The organism is Mycobacterium sp. IS-1590, assembly GCF_001500025.1.
GTDB lineage: Bacteria > Actinomycetota > Actinomycetes > Mycobacteriales > Mycobacteriaceae > Mycobacterium.
Map to the genome: position 1 here is coordinate 144,430 of NZ_LQIW01000051.1, position 22,313 is coordinate 166,742.

The 22,313-nt window shown below is 68.3% G+C and carries 27 protein-coding genes; 10 read left to right on the plus strand and 17 right to left on the minus strand.

Annotation, left to right across the window (positions count from 1 at the left end; genetic code table 11):
* Window positions 1–54: 54 nt before the first annotated feature.
* Genes AU197_RS25455 through AU197_RS25465 form a run of 3 tightly spaced genes read left to right on the plus strand, consistent with a single transcriptional unit; the run spans window position 55 to window position 3,630 of the window.
* Window positions 55–2,337, plus strand: a complete 2,283-nt coding sequence (locus AU197_RS25455; RefSeq protein WP_064406673.1) for an MMPL family transporter — start codon at window positions 55–57, stop codon at window positions 2,335–2,337.
* On the plus strand, window positions 2,334–3,014 hold the full coding sequence (locus AU197_RS25460) for a TetR/AcrR family transcriptional regulator (RefSeq protein WP_064406675.1): 681 nt from the start codon (window positions 2,334–2,336) through the stop codon (window positions 3,012–3,014). The genes AU197_RS25455 and AU197_RS25460 overlap by 4 nt, the downstream gene beginning before the upstream one ends.
* Entirely contained in the window at window positions 2,995–3,630 is a 636-nt protein-coding gene (locus tag AU197_RS25465; RefSeq protein WP_064406676.1) for a class I SAM-dependent methyltransferase, read from the plus strand. Before AU197_RS25460 ends, AU197_RS25465 begins: the two co-directional genes overlap by 20 nt.
* Here the strand turns inward: AU197_RS25465 and AU197_RS25470 are convergent.
* Window positions 3,627–4,340: an NAD-dependent deacylase gene (locus AU197_RS25470; protein ID WP_064406678.1), complete on the minus strand. Its 714-nt coding sequence runs from the start codon at window positions 4,338–4,340 to the stop codon at window positions 3,627–3,629. The genes AU197_RS25465 and AU197_RS25470 overlap by 4 nt on opposite strands.
* Before the next feature lie 36 nt (window positions 4,341–4,376).
* Between AU197_RS25470 and AU197_RS25475 the strand changes: the two genes are divergently transcribed.
* Window positions 4,377–4,742 (plus strand): Rv1152 family transcriptional regulator, encoded by a 366-nt coding sequence (locus AU197_RS25475; protein WP_064406777.1) that lies wholly within the window; start codon window positions 4,377–4,379, stop codon window positions 4,740–4,742.
* Window positions 4,743–4,766: 24 nt separating this feature from the next.
* Here AU197_RS25475 and AU197_RS25480 read toward each other — a convergent pair whose 3' ends face one another.
* The 3 genes from AU197_RS25480 to AU197_RS25490 are packed head-to-tail and all read right to left on the minus strand — an operon-like array spanning window position 4,767 to window position 6,990.
* Window positions 4,767–5,573: a class I SAM-dependent methyltransferase gene (locus AU197_RS25480; protein WP_064406778.1), complete on the minus strand. Its 807-nt coding sequence runs from the start codon at window positions 5,571–5,573 to the stop codon at window positions 4,767–4,769.
* Between the two features lie 59 nt (window positions 5,574–5,632).
* Window positions 5,633–6,154 carry a DUF1697 domain-containing protein gene (locus tag AU197_RS25485; RefSeq protein WP_064406680.1) on the minus strand — a complete coding sequence of 174 codons (522 nt, stop codon included), beginning with the start codon at window positions 6,152–6,154 and terminating at the stop codon, window positions 5,633–5,635.
* Window positions 6,154–6,990 carry a class I SAM-dependent methyltransferase gene (locus AU197_RS25490; protein ID WP_231745188.1) on the minus strand — a complete coding sequence of 279 codons (837 nt, stop codon included), beginning with the start codon at window positions 6,988–6,990 and terminating at the stop codon, window positions 6,154–6,156. The genes AU197_RS25485 and AU197_RS25490 overlap by 1 nt, the downstream gene beginning before the upstream one ends.
* 31 nt (window positions 6,991–7,021) lie before the next feature.
* Here AU197_RS25490 and AU197_RS25495 point away from each other — a divergent pair, with 31 nt between their 5' ends.
* The gene (locus AU197_RS25495) at window positions 7,022–7,465 is read left to right on the plus strand and encodes a PPOX class F420-dependent oxidoreductase (protein WP_064406683.1); all 444 of its coding nucleotides are present in this window, start codon (window positions 7,022–7,024) and stop codon (window positions 7,463–7,465) included.
* Window positions 7,466–7,505: 40 nt separating this feature from the next.
* Window positions 7,506–7,673: a DUF5302 domain-containing protein gene (locus AU197_RS26380; protein WP_156434566.1), complete on the plus strand. Its 168-nt coding sequence runs from the start codon at window positions 7,506–7,508 to the stop codon at window positions 7,671–7,673.
* On the opposite strand, the gene AU197_RS25500 is transcribed toward AU197_RS26380, so the two are convergent.
* From AU197_RS25500 to AU197_RS25535, 8 genes are all read right to left on the minus strand, one after another.
* Window positions 7,670–9,061, minus strand: coding sequence for an acyltransferase family protein (locus tag AU197_RS25500; RefSeq protein WP_064406779.1), 1,392 nt, complete (start codon window positions 9,059–9,061; stop codon window positions 7,670–7,672). The two genes, AU197_RS26380 and AU197_RS25500, sit on opposite strands and share 4 nt — an antisense overlap.
* 89 nt (window positions 9,062–9,150) lie before the next feature.
* A complete protein-coding gene (locus AU197_RS25505) occupies window positions 9,151–10,368 on the minus strand; it encodes an MFS transporter (protein ID WP_286145572.1) in 1,218 nt (405 codons plus the stop codon).
* Between the two features lie 15 nt (window positions 10,369–10,383).
* A complete protein-coding gene (locus AU197_RS25510) occupies window positions 10,384–12,015 on the minus strand; it encodes a monocarboxylic acid transporter (protein ID WP_064406685.1) in 1,632 nt (543 codons plus the stop codon).
* Window positions 12,012–12,362 carry a DUF485 domain-containing protein gene (locus tag AU197_RS25515; protein ID WP_064406688.1) on the minus strand — a complete coding sequence of 117 codons (351 nt, stop codon included), beginning with the start codon at window positions 12,360–12,362 and terminating at the stop codon, window positions 12,012–12,014. The genes AU197_RS25510 and AU197_RS25515 overlap by 4 nt, the downstream gene beginning before the upstream one ends.
* A 159-nt stretch (window positions 12,363–12,521) precedes the next feature.
* Window positions 12,522–14,261: a sodium/solute symporter gene (locus AU197_RS25520; RefSeq protein WP_064406690.1), complete on the minus strand. Its 1,740-nt coding sequence runs from the start codon at window positions 14,259–14,261 to the stop codon at window positions 12,522–12,524.
* Entirely contained in the window at window positions 14,258–14,632 is a 375-nt protein-coding gene (locus AU197_RS25525) for a hypothetical protein (RefSeq protein ID WP_064406691.1), read from the minus strand. Before AU197_RS25525 ends, AU197_RS25520 begins: the two co-directional genes overlap by 4 nt.
* Entirely contained in the window at window positions 14,625–15,386 is a 762-nt protein-coding gene (locus tag AU197_RS25530; protein ID WP_064406694.1) for a LytR/AlgR family response regulator transcription factor, read from the minus strand. Before AU197_RS25530 ends, AU197_RS25525 begins: the two co-directional genes overlap by 8 nt.
* On the minus strand, window positions 15,383–16,597 hold the full coding sequence (locus AU197_RS25535) for a sensor histidine kinase (RefSeq protein WP_064406695.1): 1,215 nt from the start codon (window positions 16,595–16,597) through the stop codon (window positions 15,383–15,385). The genes AU197_RS25530 and AU197_RS25535 overlap by 4 nt, the downstream gene beginning before the upstream one ends.
* Window positions 16,598–16,623: 26 nt before the next feature.
* Here AU197_RS25535 and AU197_RS25540 point away from each other — a divergent pair, with 26 nt between their 5' ends.
* Window positions 16,624–17,202 carry an HhH-GPD-type base excision DNA repair protein gene (locus AU197_RS25540; RefSeq protein WP_064406696.1) on the plus strand — a complete coding sequence of 193 codons (579 nt, stop codon included), beginning with the start codon at window positions 16,624–16,626 and terminating at the stop codon, window positions 17,200–17,202.
* A 21-nt stretch (window positions 17,203–17,223) separates the two neighbouring features.
* Here the strand turns inward: AU197_RS25540 and AU197_RS25545 are convergent, their stop codons facing one another.
* Together AU197_RS25545 and AU197_RS25550 are read right to left on the minus strand one after the other, a co-directional pair.
* On the minus strand, window positions 17,224–17,613 hold the full coding sequence (locus AU197_RS25545) for a recombinase family protein (protein ID WP_064406698.1): 390 nt from the start codon (window positions 17,611–17,613) through the stop codon (window positions 17,224–17,226).
* Between the two features lie 94 nt (window positions 17,614–17,707).
* On the minus strand, window positions 17,708–18,367 hold the full coding sequence (locus tag AU197_RS25550; RefSeq protein WP_064406700.1) for a nitroreductase family protein: 660 nt from the start codon (window positions 18,365–18,367) through the stop codon (window positions 17,708–17,710).
* Between the two features lie 47 nt (window positions 18,368–18,414).
* Here AU197_RS25550 and AU197_RS26150 point away from each other — a divergent pair, with 47 nt between their 5' ends.
* A complete protein-coding gene (locus AU197_RS26150) occupies window positions 18,415–18,561 on the plus strand; it encodes a DUF1059 domain-containing protein (protein WP_068150949.1) in 147 nt (48 codons plus the stop codon).
* Window positions 18,562–18,643: 82 nt separating this feature from the next.
* On the opposite strand, the gene AU197_RS25555 is transcribed toward AU197_RS26150, so the two are convergent.
* Window positions 18,644–19,636: an Rv1157c family protein gene (locus tag AU197_RS25555; protein WP_064406701.1), complete on the minus strand. Its 993-nt coding sequence runs from the start codon at window positions 19,634–19,636 to the stop codon at window positions 18,644–18,646.
* Between the two features lie 66 nt (window positions 19,637–19,702).
* A complete protein-coding gene (locus tag AU197_RS25560) occupies window positions 19,703–20,275 on the minus strand; it encodes a hypothetical protein (RefSeq protein ID WP_064406703.1) in 573 nt (190 codons plus the stop codon).
* A gap of 139 nt (window positions 20,276–20,414) precedes the next feature.
* Between AU197_RS25560 and AU197_RS25565 the strand changes: the two genes are divergently transcribed.
* Window positions 20,415–21,614 (plus strand): mannosyltransferase, encoded by a 1,200-nt coding sequence (locus AU197_RS25565; protein WP_082696848.1) that lies wholly within the window; start codon window positions 20,415–20,417, stop codon window positions 21,612–21,614.
* Here AU197_RS25565 and AU197_RS25570 read toward each other — a convergent pair.
* Entirely contained in the window at window positions 21,592–21,876 is a 285-nt protein-coding gene (locus tag AU197_RS25570) for a 4a-hydroxytetrahydrobiopterin dehydratase (protein ID WP_064406707.1), read from the minus strand. The two genes, AU197_RS25565 and AU197_RS25570, sit on opposite strands and share 23 nt — an antisense overlap.
* A gap of 39 nt (window positions 21,877–21,915) precedes the next feature.
* Between AU197_RS25570 and AU197_RS25575 the strand changes: the two genes are divergently transcribed.
* Window positions 21,916–22,305, plus strand: coding sequence for a (deoxy)nucleoside triphosphate pyrophosphohydrolase (locus tag AU197_RS25575; RefSeq protein ID WP_064406781.1), 390 nt, complete (start codon window positions 21,916–21,918; stop codon window positions 22,303–22,305).
* Window positions 22,306–22,313: the final 8 nt, after the last annotated feature.

Consider the following 22,313-nt stretch of genomic DNA (forward strand, 5'->3'; position numbering starts at 1 on the left):
GCTGAGTTACCGTTGTTAAGTTATCGACGTTAGTCCAGGCCGAAAGGACGTCGAGTGCTGCAACGGATCGCACACCTGGCCATAGCGGCGCCTCGGCGCATCATCGCGATAGCGGTTCTGGTGATGGTCGCGTGCGCGATCTTCGGCATCCCCGTCGCCAAGCACCTGTCGGCCGGCGGCTTCCAGGATCCGACGTCGGAGTCGGCGAAGGCCACCCAGCTCCTGGTCGACACGTTCGGGCAGGGCGACATGGAGCTGATCCTCAGCGTGCACTCCGACGAGGGCGCGCAGAGCCCCAGTGCACGTGCCGTCGGTGAGCAGCTTGCCGCCGAACTGCGGGCCTCACCTTCCGTTGTCGGGGTGACCTCGCTGTGGAGCGCACCGCCGACCGCCGCGCCCGCGCTCGTCAGCGAGGACGGCAAGACCGGGCTGATCGTCGCCGGTATCACCGGCGGCGAGAGCGGCGCGCAGAAGCATGCGAAGGAACTCACCGAGCGACTCGTGCACGACCGCGACGGCGTCACCGTGCGCGCCGGCGGCGAGGCGATGATCTACGTGCAGATCAACGGGCAGAGCGAAAAAGACCTCCTGAAGATGGAGGCGATCGCGATCCCGCTGTGCTTCGTGGCGCTGGTGTGGGTGTTCGGCGGCCTGCTCGCCGCCGCGCTGCCGTTGGCGATCGGTGGGTTCGCGATCCTCGGCTCGATGGCCGTGCTGCGCGGCGTCACCTACGTCACCGACGTCTCGATCTTCGCGCTGAACCTCACGGTCGCAATGGGTCTGGCGCTCGCAATCGATTACACGCTGCTGATCATCAGCAGGTACCGCGACGAGATCGCCGACGGGGCGGAACCCGAATCGGCGTTGGTACGCACGATGGCGACCGCCGGGCGCACGGTCTTGTTCTCGGCGATGACGGTCGCGCTGTCGATGGTCGCGATGGTGTTGTTCCCGATGTACTTCCTGAAATCGTTCGCCTATGCCGGAATCGCGGTGGTGACGTTCGCGGCCGTCGCCGCGGTGGTCGTGGCGCCCGCGGCGATCGTGCTGCTCGGCGAGCGGTTGGACGCGCTCGATGTGCGGCGGTTGGGTCGCCGGCTTCTCGGCAGGCCGGAGCCGGTTCGCAAACCCGTCGAGCAGACATTCTGGTACCGCTGCACGAAAGTCGTGATGCGCCGGGCACTTCCGATCGGGCTGGCGATCGTCACGCTGCTGCTGGTACTCGGTGCGCCGTTCCTCAACGCGCGGTGGGGGTTCCCGGACGAGCGGGTGCTGCCTGTGTCCGCGTCGGCGCGCCAGGTCGGCGACGACTTACGCAACAACTTCGCCGTCGACTCGGCCCGCAACGTCACTGTCGTCATCCCGGACATCCGAGATCTCACGCCGGCGATGGTGGACCGCTACGCCGCCGACCTCTCGCAGGTCGCCGACGTGTCGTCGGTGTCCGCGCCCGGTGGCACGTTCGTCGACGGCAGGTCGGTCGGTCCACCGTCGGGCGCGACCGGCGTCAAGGACGGCAGCGCCTTCCTCACGGTGGCCAGTGAGGCGCCGCTGTTCAGCGATGCCTCCGAAGCACAACTGGACCGGCTGGAGGCGGTGGGCACTCCCGGCGATGTCCCGGTGCTGCTGACCGGCACGGCGCAGGTGAACCGGGACAGTGCCTCGGCCATCACGTCGCGTCTGCCGCTGGTGCTCGGGGTGATCGGGGCCATCACGTTCGTGCTGCTCTTCCTGCTCACCGGGAGCGTGGTGCTGCCGGTGAAGGCGTTGATACTCAACGTCTTATCGTTGACGGCCGCATTCGGTGCGCTGGTGTGGATCTTCCAGGAAGGCCATCTCGGCGCGCTGGGCACCACGCCGACCGGGACCTTGGTGGCGAACATGCCGGTGCTGTTGTTCTGCATCGCGTTCGGGCTGTCGATGGATTACGAGGTGTTCTTGGTCTCGCGCATCCGCGAGTTCTGGTTGCAGTCGGGCAGCGACCCGTCGATGTCGGCGCGGGCCCGCAACGACGAGAGCGTGGCGCTCGGCCTGGCCAGGACCGGCCGTGTGGTGACGGCGGCGGCGCTGTTGATGTCGATATCGTTCGCCGCGCTGATCGCGGCCGAGGTGTCGTTCATGCGGATGTTCGGCGTCGGGTTGACGCTGGCGGTGCTGGCCGACGCGACGCTGGTGCGGATGGGCTTGGTGCCGGCGTTCATGCATCTGCTCGGACGGTGGAACTGGTGGGCGCCCAAGCCGTTGGCGAGGCTGCACGAACGCATCGGCCTGCGCGAGTCTGCCGAACCGTCGCACACCCCGGGTGAAGACTCGGTCGAACCGGCGGGTACGCGATGAAACGGCGACGCGCTCCGCGGGGTTCCGGTGAGCAGTTGCGCGAGGAGATCCTCGACGCGACCACCGACCTGCTGCTCGAGTCGGGCAACGCAAAAGAGGTTTCCATCCGGTCGGTGGCGCAGCGGGTCGGGGTGACCCCGCCGTCGATCTACCTGCACTTCGCCGACAAGGACGCGCTGCTCGACGCGGTGTGCGCACGGTACTTCGAGAAACTCGACGAAGAGATGCAAGGTGTGGCGGCCGGGCAGCCGTCGACGGTCGAGGTGCTGCGTGCGCAAGGATTGGCGTACGTCCGGTTCGCGATGAAAACCCCTGAGCTGTACCGCATTGCGACGATGGGGGAAAGCCGGCCGGGCAGCGACGTGGACATCGCGTTGAACAGCTCGGCATTCGTGCATCTGCGCACCGCGGTCGAGGGGCTGATGGCGGAGGGCACCTATCCGCCGGGCGACTCGACCGCGACGGCGCTGGAGTTGATGACCGTCGCGCACGGGGTGGCCGCGATGCTGATCTCCAAGCCGTACCTACCGTGGGGGGATGTCGAGGACTTCGCCGACCGGGTCCTGACGGCCGTGTGTCTCGGTCAGATCACCCGGGGTGCGGTGGACCTCGACGCGCCACCACCGGAAACCGTCGCTCAGTTGAAGGGAATGCTCCATGCCGGACACGGTCGATAACCCGTTCTTCGCTCGGTTGTGGACGGTGATGTCCACCCACGAGACCGACGCCATCCGACAACTTCGGCGCGAGAACCTCGCAGGCTTGTCGGGACGGGTTCTGGAGGTCGGTGCGGGCACCGGAACGAACTTCGAGTTCTACCCCGCCACCGTGCGCGAGGTGGTGGCCGTCGAGCCCGAACGTCGTCTCGCCGAACAGGCCCAGCGGGCCGCGGTCGGCGCCCGCGTGCCGGTCACCGTCAGCACCGACACGGTCGAGCGCTTCGTGGCTGCAGGCAGCGAGCCGTTCGACGCGGTCGTCTGCTCGCTGGTGCTCTGTTCGATCGACGATCCGGATACCGTGCTGCGCCAGCTACTTTCATTGATGCGCCCGGGCGGTGAGCTCCGCTATCTCGAGCACATCGCCAGCGACGGCGGTCGCGGACGGTTGCAGAGGATCGCCGACGCGACGGTGTGGCCGCGGCTGCTCGGAAACTGCCACACCCACCGCCGCACCGAACAGAGCATCGTGGGCGCGGGGTTCGAGATCGAGGGTGCCCGGCGGGAATGGACGATGCCGAGGTGGGTGCCGCTGCCGGTCGCCGAGTTCGCGATCGGCCGCGCGGTGAGGCCCTAACCGAGGAGGGCCGGGAGCCGCTGCAGCAGGTTCGGCAGTGCGCTGGCCGCCGACTCGCGCACGGACGCCGTCGCGGAGTCGGACAGCGGTGTGCGTTCCGGGTTGACCTCGATGACCGGGATGCCGTTGGCGAGCGCGATCTCGGGCAGGCCGGCCGCGGGATAGACGATCGAGGAAGTGCCGACGACGATGACCAGGTCGGCGCCGCTGACCGCCTCAACCGACCGTTGCCACGCGTCCTCGGGCAGCGCCTCGCCGAACCAGACCACGTTGGGCCTGATGAGCCCACCACACGCGCACAGCGGCGGGTCGACGGTCTCCACCGGTTCGGGCATGGCCGGTAGCTCACCGGAATACGTCTGGTGGCAGCGGTCGCAGCGGAACTCGAAGAGGCTCCCGTGCACGTGGTAGACCTTCTTGCTGCCCGCTCGCTCATGCAGGTCGTCGACGTTCTGGGTGACGACGTGCACGTCGGCGTAGTCCTGCCAGGCGGCGACCGCCCGGTGACCGTCGTTGGGCTGCACCGCGCTCATCATGTAGTGGCGCCACAGGTACCACGCCCACACCTTCTCCGGGTGTGCCCGCCACCCCTCCGAGCTGGAGATTTCATAGGGGTCCACCTTCGCCCACAACCCGGTTTCGGCATCGCGGAACGTCGGCACCCCGCTTTCGGCCGAGATGCCCGCACCGCTGAGGACCGTTACCTGCACATGACCAAACTAGCCGCTGTGGGCGATACTGAGCACGTGGCCGAGTTGGGGGATTGGGTGCGCATCGACCATAGCTCGTCGGGGGCCTTGTTCGACCAGCTCAGAACGCAGATCATCGACGGAGTGCGCGACGGCAGACTCCCGCCGGGAACGCGATTGCCGACGGTGCGCGAGTTGGCGGGCCGGCTTGGCCTCGCAGTGAACACCGTGGCGCGTGCCTACCGCGAGTTGGAGTCGGCGGGGGTCCTCGAAACCCGCGGCCGCTTCGGCACATTCGTCGCGCATGCCGATCCCGTGGACGGAGCGATGGCGACGGCGGCGAACACGTTCGTGTCGGCGGCCAAGGCGCTCGGCATGGGTAAGGACGATGCGCTGCGCTATGTGGATGCGGCGTTCGGGTAGGCGGCGCGGAACGAGCCGTTCGGCTCAGCCGAACTCGAGCAAAGTGAAGACCGGGCGCACGGAATCGAACCAGGGCAGGCGCTGAGCCCCCCACATCAGCGCGTTGAGCACCTTGCCGCGCCCCGGCGGCAGCGCGATGTCGTGCACCGCGCGGATCCCGGGGATCTCGTTGACGAGGTTGGCGACCTGCGCGGGCGTCATGTGAAACGGCATGGGCGGGACGCGGTAGCTGAACGAGGGGCGCAGCAGGCCCCGGCTGATCAACCGGGCGAACCACGCCGGTGGCAGCTCGAACAGCATCCGGCCGCCGGGGAAGCGAGCCGCGCACTCGCCGATCAGGCCGAGTGCGTCCTCGGGCTGTAGGTACATCAGCAGCCCCTCGGCGGTGATGAACACGCCGTGTGCGGTGTCGACGTGATCCATCCAGCTGTAGTCCAGCGCCGACTGGGCCAGCATGCGCACCCGATCCGATGCGGGCAGCAGCCGCTTGCGCAGTTCGATGATCGGTGGGAGATCGACGGTGAGCCAACAGAATTCGTGTCCCACGTCGGCGGCATCGATCCGGTAGAAGCTGGTCTGGAGTCCCTCGGCGAGCGCCACCACCGTGGCGCGAGGATGATCGCCGAGGTATCGCCGCGCCTCGCGGTCGAACGCGAGGGCGCGCACTGCCATGTCCTGGCGGCGCGACAGGCCGAATTTGGAGAAGTCGAAGTCGATGGAGTCGGCGAGCTGGATCGCCATGGGGTCCTCGATCAGTCCGTCCGGTCGGCGGGCCTCGGTGGCCCGCACGTTCAGTGTCATCAACGCGGTCTCGGAGACACCGGTCAGCATGGTGGCGTCGGCCTTGGCGGAGGAAGCGTTCGGTTCGGGACTCACCTGCTCGAATCTACCTAGCGCAGGACTTTGTCGAGCGTGCGCAGGTTCCTGGTGGTAGTCGACGATTTGTACCGCTTCTTGCCCATGGTCTTGCCGATGGTGCTGTCGAGCGTTGCAGCCTTGGGCACCTGCCAGTAGATGACACCCTCGCCGCGCTCGATCTTCTCCCCGGACAAGGCCTCTTCGGCCAGGCCGGCGAGCTCGTCGAGCACCTGTTCGTCGGTCACGAATGTGACATAGGAGTGGTGGTCGGCAACCTCGCGCTCGAAGGGGTAGGCGCGCGAGATCGCCGCGACGGTGTCGATCGGGTAGGCCAGCACCCAGGCGTCGTACCCGAAGGTGTCGCGCAAGGCCTTCTCAGCCTTCTTCCGCACCGCGTCGACTCCCGACCCGCTGTCGAACAGAACGTTGCCGGTGGCGAGAATTGTTCGTACCGAACGGAAACCTGCTCCCTCGAAGGCCTTCGCGACGTCGGCCATCTTGAGGTTGACGCCACCGACGTTGACCCCACGCAGGAAGGCCGCGTAGCGCGTCATCAGCCGAACTCCAGCAGGGTGTGGCTGGGGCGGCCCCTGCGCAGGAATCCGACGCGGTCCCACATCGGCGAGGCCAGCAGCTTGTATGGCCCACGCCCCGGCACCATGGCGAGGTCGTGGGCCGCGCGCACACCGGGAATGCGCCCGGCCAGCGCGACAGCGTCGTCGGGGGTCAGCGCGAAGGGCATGGGTGGTGTGACGTATCGGTCGGACAGCTTCAGTTTGCCGCGCACAGTGCGCCGACTGAACCAGGGCGGCACGGAGTCGAACATCATCCGGCCCCCGGGAAAGCGGGCCGCGCAGTCGCGGATCAGACCGAGCGCATCGTCGGGGTCCAAATACATCAGCAGGCCCTCGGTGGTGATGAACACACCGTTGGATGCGTCGATGTGGTCCATCCAGCTGCGGTCCAACGCCGACTGCGCCAGCGCGATGATGCGGTCGTCGTGCGGCAACAGCTTCTCCCGTAGTGCCACAATGGGTGGGAGATCAACTGAGTACCAGGTCAATTCGTTGGCGACACCCTGCCGCTGCAGTCGCCAGAAGCTGGTCTGCAGGCCTTCGGCGAGCGCAACCACCGAAGCCTTCGGATGCGTGGTCAGGTACTCGCGAGTGGCGGCGTCGAAAGCCAGAGCGCGGACGGCGTGCGACTGGTTGGGCCTGCCGAACTTGTCGTAGTCGTAGTCGATGGCGTCGAACAGCGTGACCGCCCACGGGTCACGGAGCACCCCGTCGGATCGCTTGGCCTCGCTGGCGCGGAAGTACAGCGTCCACAGCGCGGTGGCGGATACGCCTTCGAGCACGTTGCCGTCGATCCGGGAGATGGGAACGGTCACATCTCGATGGTAGAGACGTAGGCTCGAGAGCATGGGACGCCACGTGTTCGACGACAAACTGCTCGCCCTGATCGGCGGAAACTCGCTGGGCGTCCTGGCAACCATCAAACGCGACGGTCGCCCGCAACTGTCGAACGTGTCGTACTACTTCGACTCGCGCGCGTTGACGATCCAGGTGTCGATCACCGAGCCGCGGGCCAAGACCCGCAACCTGCGCCGGGACCCGCGCGCATCGCTTCACGTCAGCTCGGACGACGGCTGGTCCTACGCGGTCGCCGAGGGCGACGCGACACTCACCCCGCCGGCGGCGTCGCCAGACGACGACACCGTGGCGGCGCTGATCGCGTTGTACCGCAACATCGCCGGCGAACATCCCGACTGGGACGACTACCGACGCGCGATGGTCGACGACCGCCGGGTGGTGATGACGCTGCCGATCAGCCACGTCTATGGCATGCCGCCGGGCAAGCGATAAAGCAGGCGACGGCCGCGTGCCCACGGGCTAGGCTGCCGTCATGGCTGAGACACCGGAAGACGACACCAAGCGCAGGTTCCGGGAGGCGCTGGAGCGCAAGAAGGCCCAGTCGGCGGGCGGGGGCGATCACAAGGACGGCGGAGCCAAACAACCGCGCGCGCACGGCCCGGTCGAGCATCGCAGGGAATTCCGTCGCAAGAGTGGCTAGCCGGACGACGATCTAGCGGCGAGGTACGAGCCGCGCTGAGGAGTTTGGCCGTCAAGTGTTGCCGGACGACGATCTAGCGGCGAGGTACGAGCCGCGCTGAGGAGTTTGGCATCGGATGCCAGGCCACGGGCGACGACAAGCGCCGTCAACATCACCGCCACGCACAGCAGGCCCTGATCCTTCAATCCCCAACCAATCGAGGCCAGGGTGGCTGCGCCCGCCGTGCAGAGCAGGACACCGACTGTCGCGCTGCGCACACCGGGTGCGGCGAGGAATCCGCCGTCCCACAACGGGAGCGGGTCGTTCTCCAGTGGGCGTAGCGTGACGAACAAGAGTGCAACCAGCGTGACCATGATCAGCACCTGCAGAACCGACAGGGCGATGAAGCTCGGGGCGGCTGGGTCGAACCGCGGGTAGCCCAGGTAGTCGAACGCCAGGTGCATCATCAGCAGCGCGGGCATGTGCCACAGGTAAAGAGTCATGGCACCGGTGTTGCCGATCGCGGTCAGCCACCACACCCGCGGCCGCCGCGCCCACCGAGCGATCGCCGGCATGGCAGCAATTGCGAAGGCGCACATCATGATTGCGTGGCCCGCCAGTAGTAGCGACGGCGGCGTCATGTTCTTGAGCTGCTGGCTTTCGATGCCGACCAGGCTCAGCTCGTAGGGCCCGAACATCACCAGGGCCAGGTTGACCGCCAGCATCGCGGTGCCCAGGGTGACCGCCACGCGTGCGCTCAGCAGTGCACGTCGATAGCCGACGGCGAGCATGCCCGGTATCAGCCACACGGCCAGATTGAGGTACCCCAGCGCGGCCCAGCCCTCGACGTTGATCCGCACCGCGTCTACGACGGCTATGAACCCGTAGGCGGCGGCGACTGCGGCCACCATTCGGCCGGGAGTTCTGATGCGCGCCAACGCCGGCACCGCGGCGAGCACCAACACGTAGGCGCCCAGGAACCACAACAGCTGGATCGAGATTCCGGCGACCGGTTCGTAGACGTGTTCGGGCAGCACAAGTCGCAGAGCGAGCAGCGCGACGGCCCAGAAGGCGAGGTAATAGAACACCGGTCGGTAGAGTCGGGTGCAGCGGCGCAGCAGCCAGTTGCCCCAACTGCTGTCGGGCTTCCAACTTTCCACGCAGGCGGCCACGCCCGCGAAGAAGAACAGCGGCATGATCTGAAACACCCAGGTGAGCGCCTGAAGAACGGGTGATGCGGTGAGCAGGTTGCTCCAGATGAACACGTCGTCGCGCAGCGTGCTGGTGGCCATCACGGTATGGCCGATCACCACCCCGAGCAACGACACGATGCGGATGGCGTCGATCGCACGGTCACGGGACACCGGGGTTGCCGCTTCGATGTCGGCTGGGGTCGGAAACATCGTCATGTGATTGATCGTCGGGGCAGGCGCCGGCGTCGCGCATGAGTAGAAGCACTCAAAGGTGCGGTAGCGCATCTGCGCCGTCGCTCAGATGATTACGCCCCGGACGCCGCCGTGCGCGTTTCCCGCGCCACCCTTGCTTCGCGCAGCAGGATCGCCACCAGGCAGATGCCTGACAGAACCGCGACCGCCACGGCGAAACTGACGCCCGCCGTGCGCAATCCCCATTGCTGGGCCGCCAATCCCTCGCCGACGACCGGCAGCGAGATGGCCACGTAGCCGATGACGAAGTAGGTCGAGTTGACCTCCGCGCGACGGTCGGCCGGGCTGCGTTCGGAGATCGCGGCCAGGCCGCGGCTGAAACTCATACCCTGACCCGCACCCGACACCACGGCGGCCGCGAGGAGCCCGATCAGCGACGAGAGTTGAAGTGCGACTGCGAGAAGAGCCATCCCGGCGACCAGGATCGCGCAGCCGATGGCGAGTGCCCGCTGCGGCTGCATGGAGTTGGTGGCGATCTGCGTCAGGGCGGACGCGGCGAAGATCGAACCGGCGATGAGCCCGGCGACGGCCTGATTGTCGATGCCGACGACCTCGGTCACGAAGGACGGCGCCACGGCGGCGAACAGGCCTGTGACGGCGAATCCGGCGAACCCCGCGATCGCCGCGAGGATGAACACCGAACGCACCTCGGGCGGCACCGCCAGACGCTGCAGCGCGATGCGTCCGGACCGCGGCGAGGTCTCCGGCACCAACAGCACCGCCGCACCCGCCAGCGCGGCCAGCGCGATGTGCACGATGAAGCTCAGGTGCAGTGGCTTGGGCGCGTACTCGACGAGCACACCGGCCACCATCGGACCGGCCCCCAGCCCGCCGATGTTCGCGACGGTCGCGACCGCGGCGGCCCTGCCGCGCCAGTGCGGCGGTGCGGCTTCGATGACCGCGGCGGTGGCCGTCCCGGTGAAGACGCCCGCGGACAGTCCGGAGAAGACGCGGCCGACAACCAGCAGCGGCACCGAGTCCGCGACCAGGAACACCCCGGCACTGATCAGCGCCGCGACCACGCCGCCGAGCAGCAGCGGACGTCTGCCGATCGCATCGGACCACCGTCCGAAGGCCAGCAGCGCGAACAGCACACCGCCCGCATAGGCCGCGTACACGATGGTGGTCGTCACCACCGAGAACTGCATCTGCTCGCCGTAGAGCGCGTACATCGGCGTCGGCATCGTGGTGCCGAGCATGATCGCGGCGAACGCGTACGCCAGCAGCGGGAACGCTGTGCGCGTGCCCGCGCGGGTCAGAGCCTCAGACACGTCGCGGGGTTGACCTCAATGTGTGACGGCCTTCTCGGCACCCACGCCGGTCAGCGAGCGCACCTCGAACTCGGCGTTGATGTCCGGATCTCCGCGGTCGGGTGAGCTCAGCGTGCCGATGATGCCGAGCAGGAAGGCCAGCGGGATCGACACGATGCCGGGGTTGGCCAGCGGGAACCAGGCGAAGTCGACGCTGGGCAGCATCGCGGTCTTCGATCCCGACACGGCGGGGGAGAACACGATCAACACGATGGTCGAGATCAGGCCGCCGTACATGCTCCACAAGGCGCCGCGGGTGTTGAAGCGCGGCCAGTACAGCGAGTACAGGATGGTCGGCAGGTTGGCCGCGGCGGCGACCGCGAACGCGAGCGCGACCAGGAACGCGATGTTCTGCTCGGCGGCAAGGACACCCAGGCCGATCGCGAAGACACCCAGCACCACGACCGTGATCCGCGAAACCCGCACCTGCTCGCTCTCGCTGACCCGGTCGCTCTTGAGCACGCTGGCGTAGATGTCGTGCGCGAACGACGTTGCCGCCGTGATGGTCAGGCCGGCGACGACGGCGAGGATCGTCGCGAACGCGACCGCCGAGATGATGCCAAGCAGGATGACCCCGCCCAATTCGAACGCCAAAAGCGGTGCCGCCGAGTTCTGCCCACCGGGAGCGGCCAGGATGGTGTCGGGCCCGACGAGTGCCGCGGCGCCGTAACCGAGCGCGAGGGTGAACAGGTAGAACGCGCCGATGAGCGCGATCGCCCACACCACCGAACGGCGTGCCTCCTTGGCGGTCGGCACGGTGTAGAACCGCATCAGCACGTGCGGCAGGCCCGCGGTGCCCAGCACCAGCGCCAGCGCCAACGAGATGAAGTTGATCTGCGAGGTCAACGAGGCGCCGTACTGCGCGCCGGGCGCCAGGACATCGCGGGCGGCGACGGCCTCGTTGGAGGAACCCGACACGGCGGACTGGGCCGCGCCGAGGATTCCGGAGAAGTTCGCACCGAACTTGGCGAAAACCCACGCCGTCATCAACGCGGCGCCACCGATCAGCAGCACGGCCTTGATGATCTGCACCCACGTGGTGCCCTTCATGCCGCCGATCAGCACGTAGACGATCATCAATACCCCGACGACGGCGATGACGACGGCCTGGCCGAAATCACTTGTGACGTTGAGCAGCAGCGCGACGAGTCCCCCTGCGCCTGCCATCTGCGCCAGCAGATAGAACAGGCAGACGGTCAGCGTGGTGGTGGCCGCGGCGAGCCGCACCGGGCGCTGCTTGAGCCGGAAGCTCAGCACGTCGGCCATCGTGAATTTCCCTGCGTTGCGCAGCAATTCGGCGACCAGCAGCAGCGCGACCAGCCAGGCCACCAGGAAGCCGATGGAGTACAGGAAGCCGTCATAGCCGTAAACCGCGATCGCGCCCGCGATGCCGAGGAAGCTGGCGGCGGACAAATAGTCACCGGAGATCGCGATGCCGTTCTGCGGACCGGTGAACGACCGACCGGCCGTGAAGAATTCGGCGGCGGTGGCGTTTCTCTTGCTCGCGCGGATCACGATGTACAGCGTCACCGCGACGAACAGCCCGAAGATGCCGATGTTGGCGGCGGGATTGCCGACGGTCGGGTCGGCGGCCAGCAGGGTGCTCATGCCGCACCGCCTTCGAGCTTGGTGCGGATGGCCTCGGCCCGCGGGTCGAGTTCGCGGTTGGCGAAGCGCACGTAGAGGCCGGTGATCACGAACGTGGAGACGAACTGGCCGATGCCGATCAACAGGCCGACGTTGATGTCACCCCACACTTTGATCGCCATGAACTCGTGGGCGAAGGCGCCCAGAATCACATAGGCGGCGTACCAGATGAGAAACAGCGCGCTCATCGGAAAGACGAAGCGGCGCAGCCGCGACCGCAGCTCTTGGAACTCCGGGCTCGCTTGTACGGTCCGGTATTCCTCGCCGCTGATCGGCGTATCCCGATGCGGCAGGTCAAGTTGGGGCATCGTGTGCTCCTCGACGTCGGTGTGAACGGCTCAGGTGACTCGGGTGCCGAAGTTAGATGAGATGTGGCTCACATACCCAGGGCAGACGCGCCTGACACGGCGAAACCGAGCACCGGTGCGGTGAGCGGTCGATCGACAACGTTGAGCGGTGAAGCGGAATCAGGCCCGGGGAAGGCGCTCGACGCCCATACCGAGCCGCTCGGGCACGTGCATGCGGGCGAAAATCTGCGCGACGTCCGCGGGGGTCGAGCCGCGGCTTAGGCGACTGGCCAGGATCATCGTCGCGAAGGCGACGGGCACGCTGACCGCGGCGGGATACCCGATCATCACCGCCGGCCAACCGCCCAGCGCGGTCTCGTCGACGGCGCCGATCACCGCGAGCGTGACGGCCGAGCCGGAGAGAATCCCGCCGACCACCAGCCCGCAGACGGCGCCGACGGCCGTCAACCCGCGCCACCAGATGCCGAGCACCAGCAGCGGGCACAGCGTCGACGCGGCGACCGCGAACGCCAACCCGACGCTGCGGGACAACTCCAGGCCACCCGTGGTCGCCAACGAGAGCGGGATGGGGATCAACCCGCCGACGACCGCCGCGATCCGGAAATCTCGCACCCGACCGCGCAACACGTCGGTGGACAACGCCCCGGCGATGCTGACCAGCAGGCCGGACGACGTCGCGAGGAAGGCGGCGATGGCGCCGGCGGCGACCAACGCGGCGAGCACCTGCCCGGCGGGGTCGCCGATCGCCGATCCGGGGGCCAACAGCACTGCGGCGTCGGCATTTCCGGTGATCAACAGTTGCGGTACGTAGAGGCGGGCGAACGCCCCGAGCAGCGTCGGGAACAGATAGAAGAACGACAGCAGGGCGATGACCGCCAACGCGGTGCGACGCGCCGCGCGGCCGTCGGGGTTGGTGTAGAAGCGCACCAGCACGTGCGGCAGACCCATTGTGCCGAGGAACGTTGCGATGATGATCGACAGCACCTGGTAGAGCGGATGGCCGCCGCCGAGTCCGCCGCCCGAGGCGATCCAGTCGGTGCCGGTGCTCGGCGCGCCTGCGACCACCGGGGTGGCCGAGCCCGCCGCCAGCGTCAGCGTCGTCCCGGCGCCGAGAGTGTGCTCTCCCGCCGACAGGATCGGTTGTGCGTCAACGGGTTCACCGTCCAGGGTGCCGGTGACCGTGATTCCGGCCGGCCGCTCGACCTGTACCACGACGTCGGTCTCGATGGCGACGGCGGTGGGCTGGGACACCGTCGGAGGAAGCGGGCCACCGAGTTCGCCGCGGTCGGTGGCGAACAACCCGAGCAACGCCAAGGCGGGTATCGCGACCGCGGTCAGCTTGAGCCAGTACTGGAAGGCCTGCACGAACGTGATCGACCGCATGCCACCGGCGACCACGTTGGCGATGACGATGCCGCCGACGACCAGGGGACCGATCCAGACCGGAACACCCAGAAGTGTTTTCAATGCCAGTCCGGCACCCTGATATTGCGGGACGAGGTAGAACACGCAGATGACGACCACGACCAGCATGGCGGTCTTGCGCAGCCGCGCAGAACCGAGGCGGAATTCGGCGAAGTCGGGCACGGTGTAGGCGCCGGAACGGCGTAGCGGCGCCGCGACGAACAACAGCAGTCCCAGGTAACCGGCGGTGAAGCCGACGGGATACCACAGCGCGTCGGCGCCGTATTTCGCAATCAGCCCGGCCACGCCGAGAAACGATGCCGCCGAGAGGTATTCGCCCGAGATGGCCGCGGCGTTCCACTGTGAGCCCACGGTGCGCGATGCCACCAGAAAGTCGGAAGTCGTGCGTGACAACCGTACGCCGTAGAAGCCGATCGCGACCGTCGCCACCGCTGCGGCGAGCAATGCGGCGGCCGTCAACGGGGACCCGGTCACGGTTCGCTCTCCACGACGCCGACGAAGTCGCGCTCAGCCTGTTCGGCGAGGCGAACGAACAGCCTGCCCACACCGTAGAGCAGCGGATAGACCAACGCCCCCAGCACCAGCCAGTTGAGCCGAACCCCGACGACCGTCAGCGCCGCGAGCTCAGGAAAAGCGGTGTTCAGCAACGGGATTGCGACGACGACAACCACCACCACGGCGGCGAGCCGCAACGCGAGGCCGAGTTGGGCGCGGACCAGCCCGCGCACCAGCGCGTCACCGACGAGCGTCTGCTCCTGCACCTCGACCCTGGTGCGGACCATGCGGGCGCCGCGCCGTTGCCCGAGGACGACGCGTTGGCGCTGCGGGCGGGTGGGCTCAGTCATCGGGCCGAAGGTTGCGCATCGGATCGCGCACGACACGGTTGCGCAGTTCGCGTGCCTGACGCCGGCTCACTGGAAGTTCGACCGCGGGTGAGGCGCCGTTGGCCCGTAGCCGCACCAGCACCGCACCGTCGCTGGTGCGCAGCCCGGTGACCATCCGCAACGAGACAAGGTAGGACCGATGCACACGCTGGAAACCCTTCTCGCGCCAGCGGGTTTCGAGGGTGCTCAGCGGAATCCTCACCAGGTGCGAGCCTGAGGCGGAATGCAGGCGGGCGTAGTCGCCCTCGGCCTCCACCCAGCTGATGGTGTCGCGCGGGACCAGGTGGGTGACGCCGCCGAGTTCGGCGGGAATCACGTCGTCGTCGCGGGCACTGGCGGGTTCGGCCGTGCGCGCGGCAAGCACGCGGCGCACGGCCTCGTCGAGGCGTTCCTGCCGGATCGGCTTGAGCAGGTAATCCAGTGCGCCGACGTCGAAGGCGGCCACCGCCCTGTCGTCGTGTGCGGTGACGAACACGACGGCGGGCCGATGCGAAAAGTTCGACAGCACACCGGCCAACTCGATGCCGGACAACCCGGGCATGTTGATGTCGAGGAAGATCGCGTCGAACGGTCTGCGGTTGAGTTCGCGCAGCGCCGACGTGGCCTCGCTGCACGCCAGGACGTCGCCGATGTCGGTGTGCCGATTGAGCAGATACACCAGCTCGTCGAGGGCGGGTGCCTCGTCGTCGACCGCAAGGACGGACAACCTGCTCACCCGAACGCTCCTCCGCTGGCCCGCACGCCTGACCGGAACTTGGGCACACGCATCACTACCCGCGTGCCGGCGTCGATCGCCGTCTCGACCACCAGACCGTAATCGTTGCCGAACGCGGCCCGCAGCCGATGGTCGACATTGGTCAACCCGACGTGCGCGGAATGGCCGTTGGCAGAGGGTGAACCATCGGCGAGGGCGTCACCGGGGCCGGCTCGCAGCGCGTCCGGATCCATCCCAACGCCGTCATCCTCCACGGTGATCACACAGTCCGAACCCTCGTCGCGGGCGATGATCTCGATCTCGCCACCCTTGCGACCGGCGAACCCGTGGCGCACCGCGTTCTCCACCAGTGGCTGAAGGGCCAGAAACGGCACCACGACGTTGAGCACCTCCGGCGCCACTTGCAGTTTCACTTTCAGCGCATCGCCGAAACGGGCCCGCTCCAGCGTGAGGTAGCGGTCGATGTTGCGCAGTTCGTCCGACAGCGTGGTGTACTGCCCGGCGGCCCGGAACGAATAGCGGGTGAAGTCGGCGAATTCGAGGATCAGCTCGCGGGCGCGGTCGGGGTCGGTGCGCACGAACGAGGCGATCGTGTTGAGGGCGTTGTAGATGAAGTGCGGGCTGATCTGCGCGCGCAGCGCAAGGACTTCGGCGCGGTCGAGGCGCGCGCGGGAGGCGTCGAGCTCGGCGAGCTCGATCTGGCTGGCGGCGTAGCGCGCGACCTCCCCGACTGCACCGAGCAAGCCGGGCGCGGGGGAGCGGGTGGTGACCACGACGAGCACGCCGACCACCTCGCTGCCCTCGGTGAACAGCGGTTGGGCGACGACGGCCGACGCCTTGGCGTTGGTGAGTACACGGCGCTCGCCGGAGATGGACTCCGCGGCCGCGCGTTCGCAGGCGTCGCGCACGTCCACCGACCACAACGGCGTGTCGAGTGGGTCGTGGGCCAGCGGGCGGCCGTCGCCGCCGAACATTGCCACGCCTTCGGTACCGGTCAACCCGCGAAGGAACGGTGCGGCGGTCTTCGCGGACTCGGTGTTCAGCCCCTGGCGCAGGGCCCTGGCGGCCAGCGACGCGGTGTGCAGTGCGGTGTGGACCGCTCGCTCGGTGGGGGTGGCCACCACCCGCCGGGTGCGCACGGCGATGACCGCGGCGCCCACCGCGGCCAGGATCAGCACCGCTGCCAGAACCAGTGCGAGCTCGCCCGACATGATTGGGGCCACCTTAAACTGGCGACGTGGCGAAACTGCAGCTTGTCCAAGATCCGGCGGCCGACGCGCTGCTGGAATCCAATCCGTTCGCACTGCTGACCGGGATGTTGCTCGATCAGCAGTACCCGATGGAGGCGGCGTTCGCAGGTCCGAAGAAGATCGCCGACCGCCTCGGTGGCTTCGATGTCCGCGAGATCGCCGACTACGATCCCGGGAAGTTCGTCGAGTTGTGTTCGAAAACTCCTGCCATTCATCGCTTTCCGGGTTCGATGGCCAAACGGGTACAGGCGCTGGCCCAGTTGATCGTCGACCGTTACGGCGGTGATGCGGCCGCGCTGTGGACCGAGGGCGATCCGGACGGCGCCGAGGTGCTGCGCCGGCTCAAGGCGCTGCCCGGGTTCGGTGAGCAGAAGGCGAAGATCTTTTTGGCGTTGCTCGGCAAGCAGTACGGGGTGACCCCGGAAGGCTGGCGCAAGGCCGCCGGCGACTACGGCAAGCCCGGCTCATACCGGTCGGTGGCCGACGTGGTGGACGCGGGTTCGTTGGAGAAGGTGCGGTCGTTCAAAAAGCAGGCGAAGGCAGCCGCCAAGACCGCGAAGGCCTGAGCGAATCTCTAAGCAGAGCCGCTACGGGGCGGCGGCCGCGGAATCCTCGGAATCCAGGCGGGCCAACGTCTTGATGACCCCGGCGACGACGCGGCCGGTGGCGGTCCCGGTGTCGAGGCCTTCTTTGAGCGTGCGCAGGCGAAGGCCGCGTTCGCAGAGTTCGGCGATGGTGCGGGTGACCTCGGTGCCGGTGCGGCCGAGCCGGTCGAGCGCCTCAACGACGACGGTGTCGCCGGAGCGGGCGTAGCTGAGCATGGCGTGCAGTCCCGCGCCGATGCGGTCGGCGGATTCCGACAGCCGGTCGGTGAACACCCGGCGGGGATCGACGCCTGCAGCGTTGAGCGCCGCGAGCTGACCCTCGAGGCCCTGCTCGGCGGCGCTTGCTGTGGCGTAGCCCAGCGTGCAGGTCACGTTCTCAAGATCGCATGAGACCCCGGCGATCGGAATCGACTACGCCATATCGAGTCTGGTTGCCGACCGAACCGTTACCGGACCTCGACAGGGGTCATGCGCCGAACGGCTCGCCGTCGAAGCGTTCCCGGAACGCGATTTCGGCGACCGGCCTGCGGGTCAACTTGGTCAGTTGGCGGACCGGCTTGCCGAGCGGCACCAGGGCGGCGACCGCGTAGTTGTCCGGGATGCCCAGCAGTTCACGAACTCGCGGCTCTTCGGCGACGGCGGCCGTGGTGAGCACGCCGCCGTACCCCTCGTTGCGGGCGGCCAGCAGGATGTTCCAGACGAACGGGTACACCGACGCCCCCGCGATGAGGCCGACACGGTCGAGGTGCTGGTCGAACGCGGCCACGACGCCCAGATCGACACAGACCACGAGCACCACCTCGGCGGTGCGCAGCGGTGACTGGCTGGGCACCTCCACCTTCGCGATCGTCTGCTCGTCAACCCCGCAGGGAGCCAACGGATTCCACGGGCTTTCACCGTTACGCAGCTGCGCGATGTAGCGCTTGGCGCCGGGTATCGCGCATTCGATGAGCGACTCGCGTGTCGCCGGATCGCGCACGACCACGACCCGGTTGCCCTGGCGGTTGCCGCCGCTCGGCGCGAAACGGGCATTGTCGAGAATGCGCTCGAGGACGTCGTCGGGCAGCGCGTCGCCGGTGTACTCGCGCACCGCGGACGTCGTGCGCATGACGTCGTAGAGATCCATGGCTATATCTTGGGCCTGTCGGTGGCGACCTATGCGAAGGTGGGGATATGAAGACGCACCTGAACTGCCCGTGTGGCGAAGCGATCGTCGGTAAGGACGAGGAGGACCTGGTCGAGAAGGCTCAGGCGCACCTCTCCGAGGCGCATCCCGGCCGCGATTACGACCGGGACGCGATCCTCTTCATGGCCTACTGATCTCTACGAGGGACCGCGTTTGCACGCCCCGCCGTGCCGTGTCGCGGCGCAAACACGGTCGCTCGCGGGGTGTGGGGAGACCCTACGGAACGACCGTCGAGCCGATCGTCGGCATGAACTGGCACTGCCGTTCGGTGGTCGTGACCTGTCCGAAGATCGTCGACAGAATGCTGCCCGAGCCGGTGTCGGCGATCGCGGTCAGGGTGGTCGGCCCCTCGGGGTTGATATCCGGACGCGGCTTCAGCGTGGCGCTGCCTGACTTGCCGGTCGTCAGGTTGACCCAGGTGACGTTGAGCGGCAACTTCTGCTCGGCTGCCGGACCCGGCGTGCCGACCGCGGTGAACACGTAGGCGGTCTGGCCCGGGCCGGGGCCCGGCGTCGGGATCTTCGCGGGTCCGGCCACCGAAATCGCCGTGGCCAGCACGTTTCCACCGTCGCCGAGGCAGCCGTTGCTGATCGACGGGTACATGAAGTCCTGCGTCGGCGGGGCGTCCGGGCCGAAGCCGGGTCCGGTTGCGGCGGCAGGAGCCGGTGCGCCCTCGGGTGCGGGCGCCGGCGCCGGAGCCGGTACGGCCTCGGGAGCAGGCGCGGGTGCCGGAGCCGGTGCGGCCTCGGGCGCCGGCGCTGCGGCGACAGCCACCGGTGCAGCCGCCGGGGCCGGAGGTGCCTCCGGTGTCGGCGCTGCTTCCGGTACGGGTCCGACAGCGTGAGCCGGGTTGATCCCGGCCGGCAGGTGCGCCTGCTCGCCCGGCACCGCACCGGGTGCGGGGTTGTGGGCGACGAACTGGTTGACCGCCGACGCCACGTTGCGCGACTCGGTGGGGGCGACCGCGTCACCGGCGAACACCGCGGCCGCAGCCATCAGCGTCGACGCGGCATTCGTGGGATCCGCGGCGGCCTGCTGGATCGCCGGGCTGATGCCCTGGACCGCCGTCAAGCCGGGCGCCTGCAGCCCGTCGATCGGCGCCGGGGGCGCGGGTTCGGCGCCGGCCACACCGGTCACGCCGCTGACGAGCAGCGTGGCCGATGAGCCGATCGCGAGGGCGGCGGTGGCGAACATCTTTCGAGCTGACATGGCTCCCTCAGAACGTGGTGGTAGTGGTCGTGTCTGCCAGTGCGTGATTCGGCGCCGCCCCGTGGATCACGGAAGAGCCGACAGCGGCACCAGCAGCGGCGCCATACCCGCGCCGGGAAGTGCCGGCGCAGCGGCCGGTGCTGCGGCGGCCGGGGCGGCGGCGGCCGGTGCTGCGGCCGACGGCGTGGCCGCCTGTGCCGCGGCGGGCAGGAGGCCGGTCAGCGGCGTGCCCTCAGGCAGCAGCGAGGCCAGCCCGGTCGGCAGGTTGGACAGCAGGTTGGCCGGGTTGGCCGGTGCGGTCGCAGGTGTGGCGGCGGGTGCCGCCGGTGCTGCGGGCATGCCGGGCAACGACGACGGCGGCTGCGGCAAGGTGACCGTCGCCGTCGCCGACGGAGGCGTCGCGGCCGGGGCGGCCGGGGTCGAAGCGGTGTTCAGCAGCGACGTGACGCCCTGCATGAGCTGCGTCGCGGCGGCCGGGTTGGACGCCAGCTGCTGGATCAGCGGCAGGCCCGGCACGCTGGGGGCCGGTGCCGGCGCCGCGGGCTGGGCGGCGGCGGTGGCGCTCAGCGCCAGCGCGGCCGAGACCGCTCCCGCAGCGGCGATCATGGTGGTCGCGAACAGTTTTCCGGTGCTGTGCATGGTTCTCCCAATCGGTTGTGTCGGCACGCCTTCGGCCGAAGCTACGGAGTTACTGGTGTGGCTCAAGTGACACGTGTGACGGTGACTCAACCGTTACGCAAGCGAGGGGTTTCGGTGACCGGCCGATAGAGTCGGGCAGATAGACACCTCGACAAGCGCCGCCCCGTCAACGTCGCGGACGGCCGCCCGACTGGCCGCTGCGGCGCCAGTGCTGTTGGTGATCAGCATCGCGGCGCGACTGGCGTGGACCTATCTGGTGCCCAACGGCGCGAACTTCGTCGACCTGCACGTCTACGTCGGCGGTGCCGGCACGCTGGACCAACCCGGGGCGCTCTATGACTACGTCTACGCCGAGCAGACGCCCGACTTCCCGCTGCCGTTCACCTATCCGCCCTTCGCCGCGGTCGTGTTCTATCCGCTTCACCTGCTGCCGTTCGGCCTCGTCGCGTTGTTCTGGCAGCTCGGGATCATCGCCGCGCTCTACGGCGTGGTGCGCATCAGCCAGCGACTCCTGGGTTCCGGCGGCCGGCGGGTCGCGATGCTGTGGACGGCGGTCGGCATCTGGCTCGAACCGCTCCGCAGCACCTTCGACTACGGGCAGATCAACGTGGTGCTCGTGCTGGCGGTCCTCTACGCGGTGTACAGCACGCGGTGGTGGTTGTCCGGCCTGCTGGTCGGGCTCGCGGCCGGGTTGAAGCTCACGCCCGCGGTGACCGGGCTGTACTTCCTCGGTGCGCGGCGATGGGGTGCGGTGGTGTTCTCCGCCGTCGTGTTCCTTGCCACCGTGGGGTTTTCGGCATTGGTGGTCGGCGACGAGACCCGCCGCTACTTCACCGAACTGCTCGGCGACGCCGACCGTGTCGGCCCGGTGGGCACGTCGTTCAACCAGTCGTGGCGCGGCGGCATATCGCGCATCCTCGGACACGATGCGGGATACGGGCCCGCGGTGGTCGCGGGCATTGCGGTGACCGCGGTGCTGGCGGTCCTGGCGTGGCGTGCGATCGGCGGGGCTTCGGACCGGCTGGGTGCGATCGTGGTGGTGCAGTTGTTCGGCCTGCTGCTGTCGCCGATCTCGTGGACACATCACTGGGTGTGGCTGATCCCGCTGATGATCTGGCTGCTGCACGGACCGCTGAGCACCCGGCGGGGCGCGCGGGTGCTGGGCTGGGGCTGGCTCGCGTTGACGGCGATCGGGGTGCCGTGGTTGCTGAGCTTCGCCCAGCCGACGATCTGGGTGATCCCGCGACCGTGGTATCTGGCGTGGGCGGGCTTGATCTACATCGTCGCCACGCTGGCGACGTTGGCCTGGATCGCCTCTACTGGCCGACGATGCCGTTGATGTCCTTAGCCATTTCGAGGTCCTTGTCGGTGATACCACCCTCGGAATGCGTCACCAACACGAAAGTCACTGTCCGCCAGCGGATGTCGATATCGGGATGATGATCCTTGGACTCCGCGTGCTCGCCGACCCGGCGCACCGCGTCGATGCCGTCGAGAAACGCGGGGAACTTGATGGAGCGTCGCAGGGCGCCGTCGGCTCGCTCCCAGCCGGGCAGCTCGGGCAGTGCGGCGTCCACTTGTTCGTCCGTTAACACAGCCATGGCTTCGACCGTATACCGTCAGCCGCAGTGTCGAACCAGATGTCGAACCAGATCGTCGTCGCCGGTGCTCTGATCACAGAGGCCTCGCTGCTTGTCGCGCAGCGCGACCGGCCACCCGAACTGGCGGGCCTGTGGGAACTGCCCGGCGGCAAGGTGTCCGCCGGTGAGACGGAGGAAGCCGCGCTGGCTCGCGAATTGCACGAGGAACTGGGCGTCGTGGTGGACGTGGGAGAGCGCCTGGGCGAGGACGTCGCACTCGGCCCGACCATGATCCTGCGCGCCTACCGCGTCACGCACACCGGCGGCGCCCTGCACCCCAACGACCACCGCGCGCTGCGCTGGATCGGCGTCGGCGAACTCGAGGCGCTGGCGTGGGTGCCCGCCGACCGAGCATGGCTGCCCGCCCTGAAAGGGGCGCTCGGCGCTTAGCCCGGATC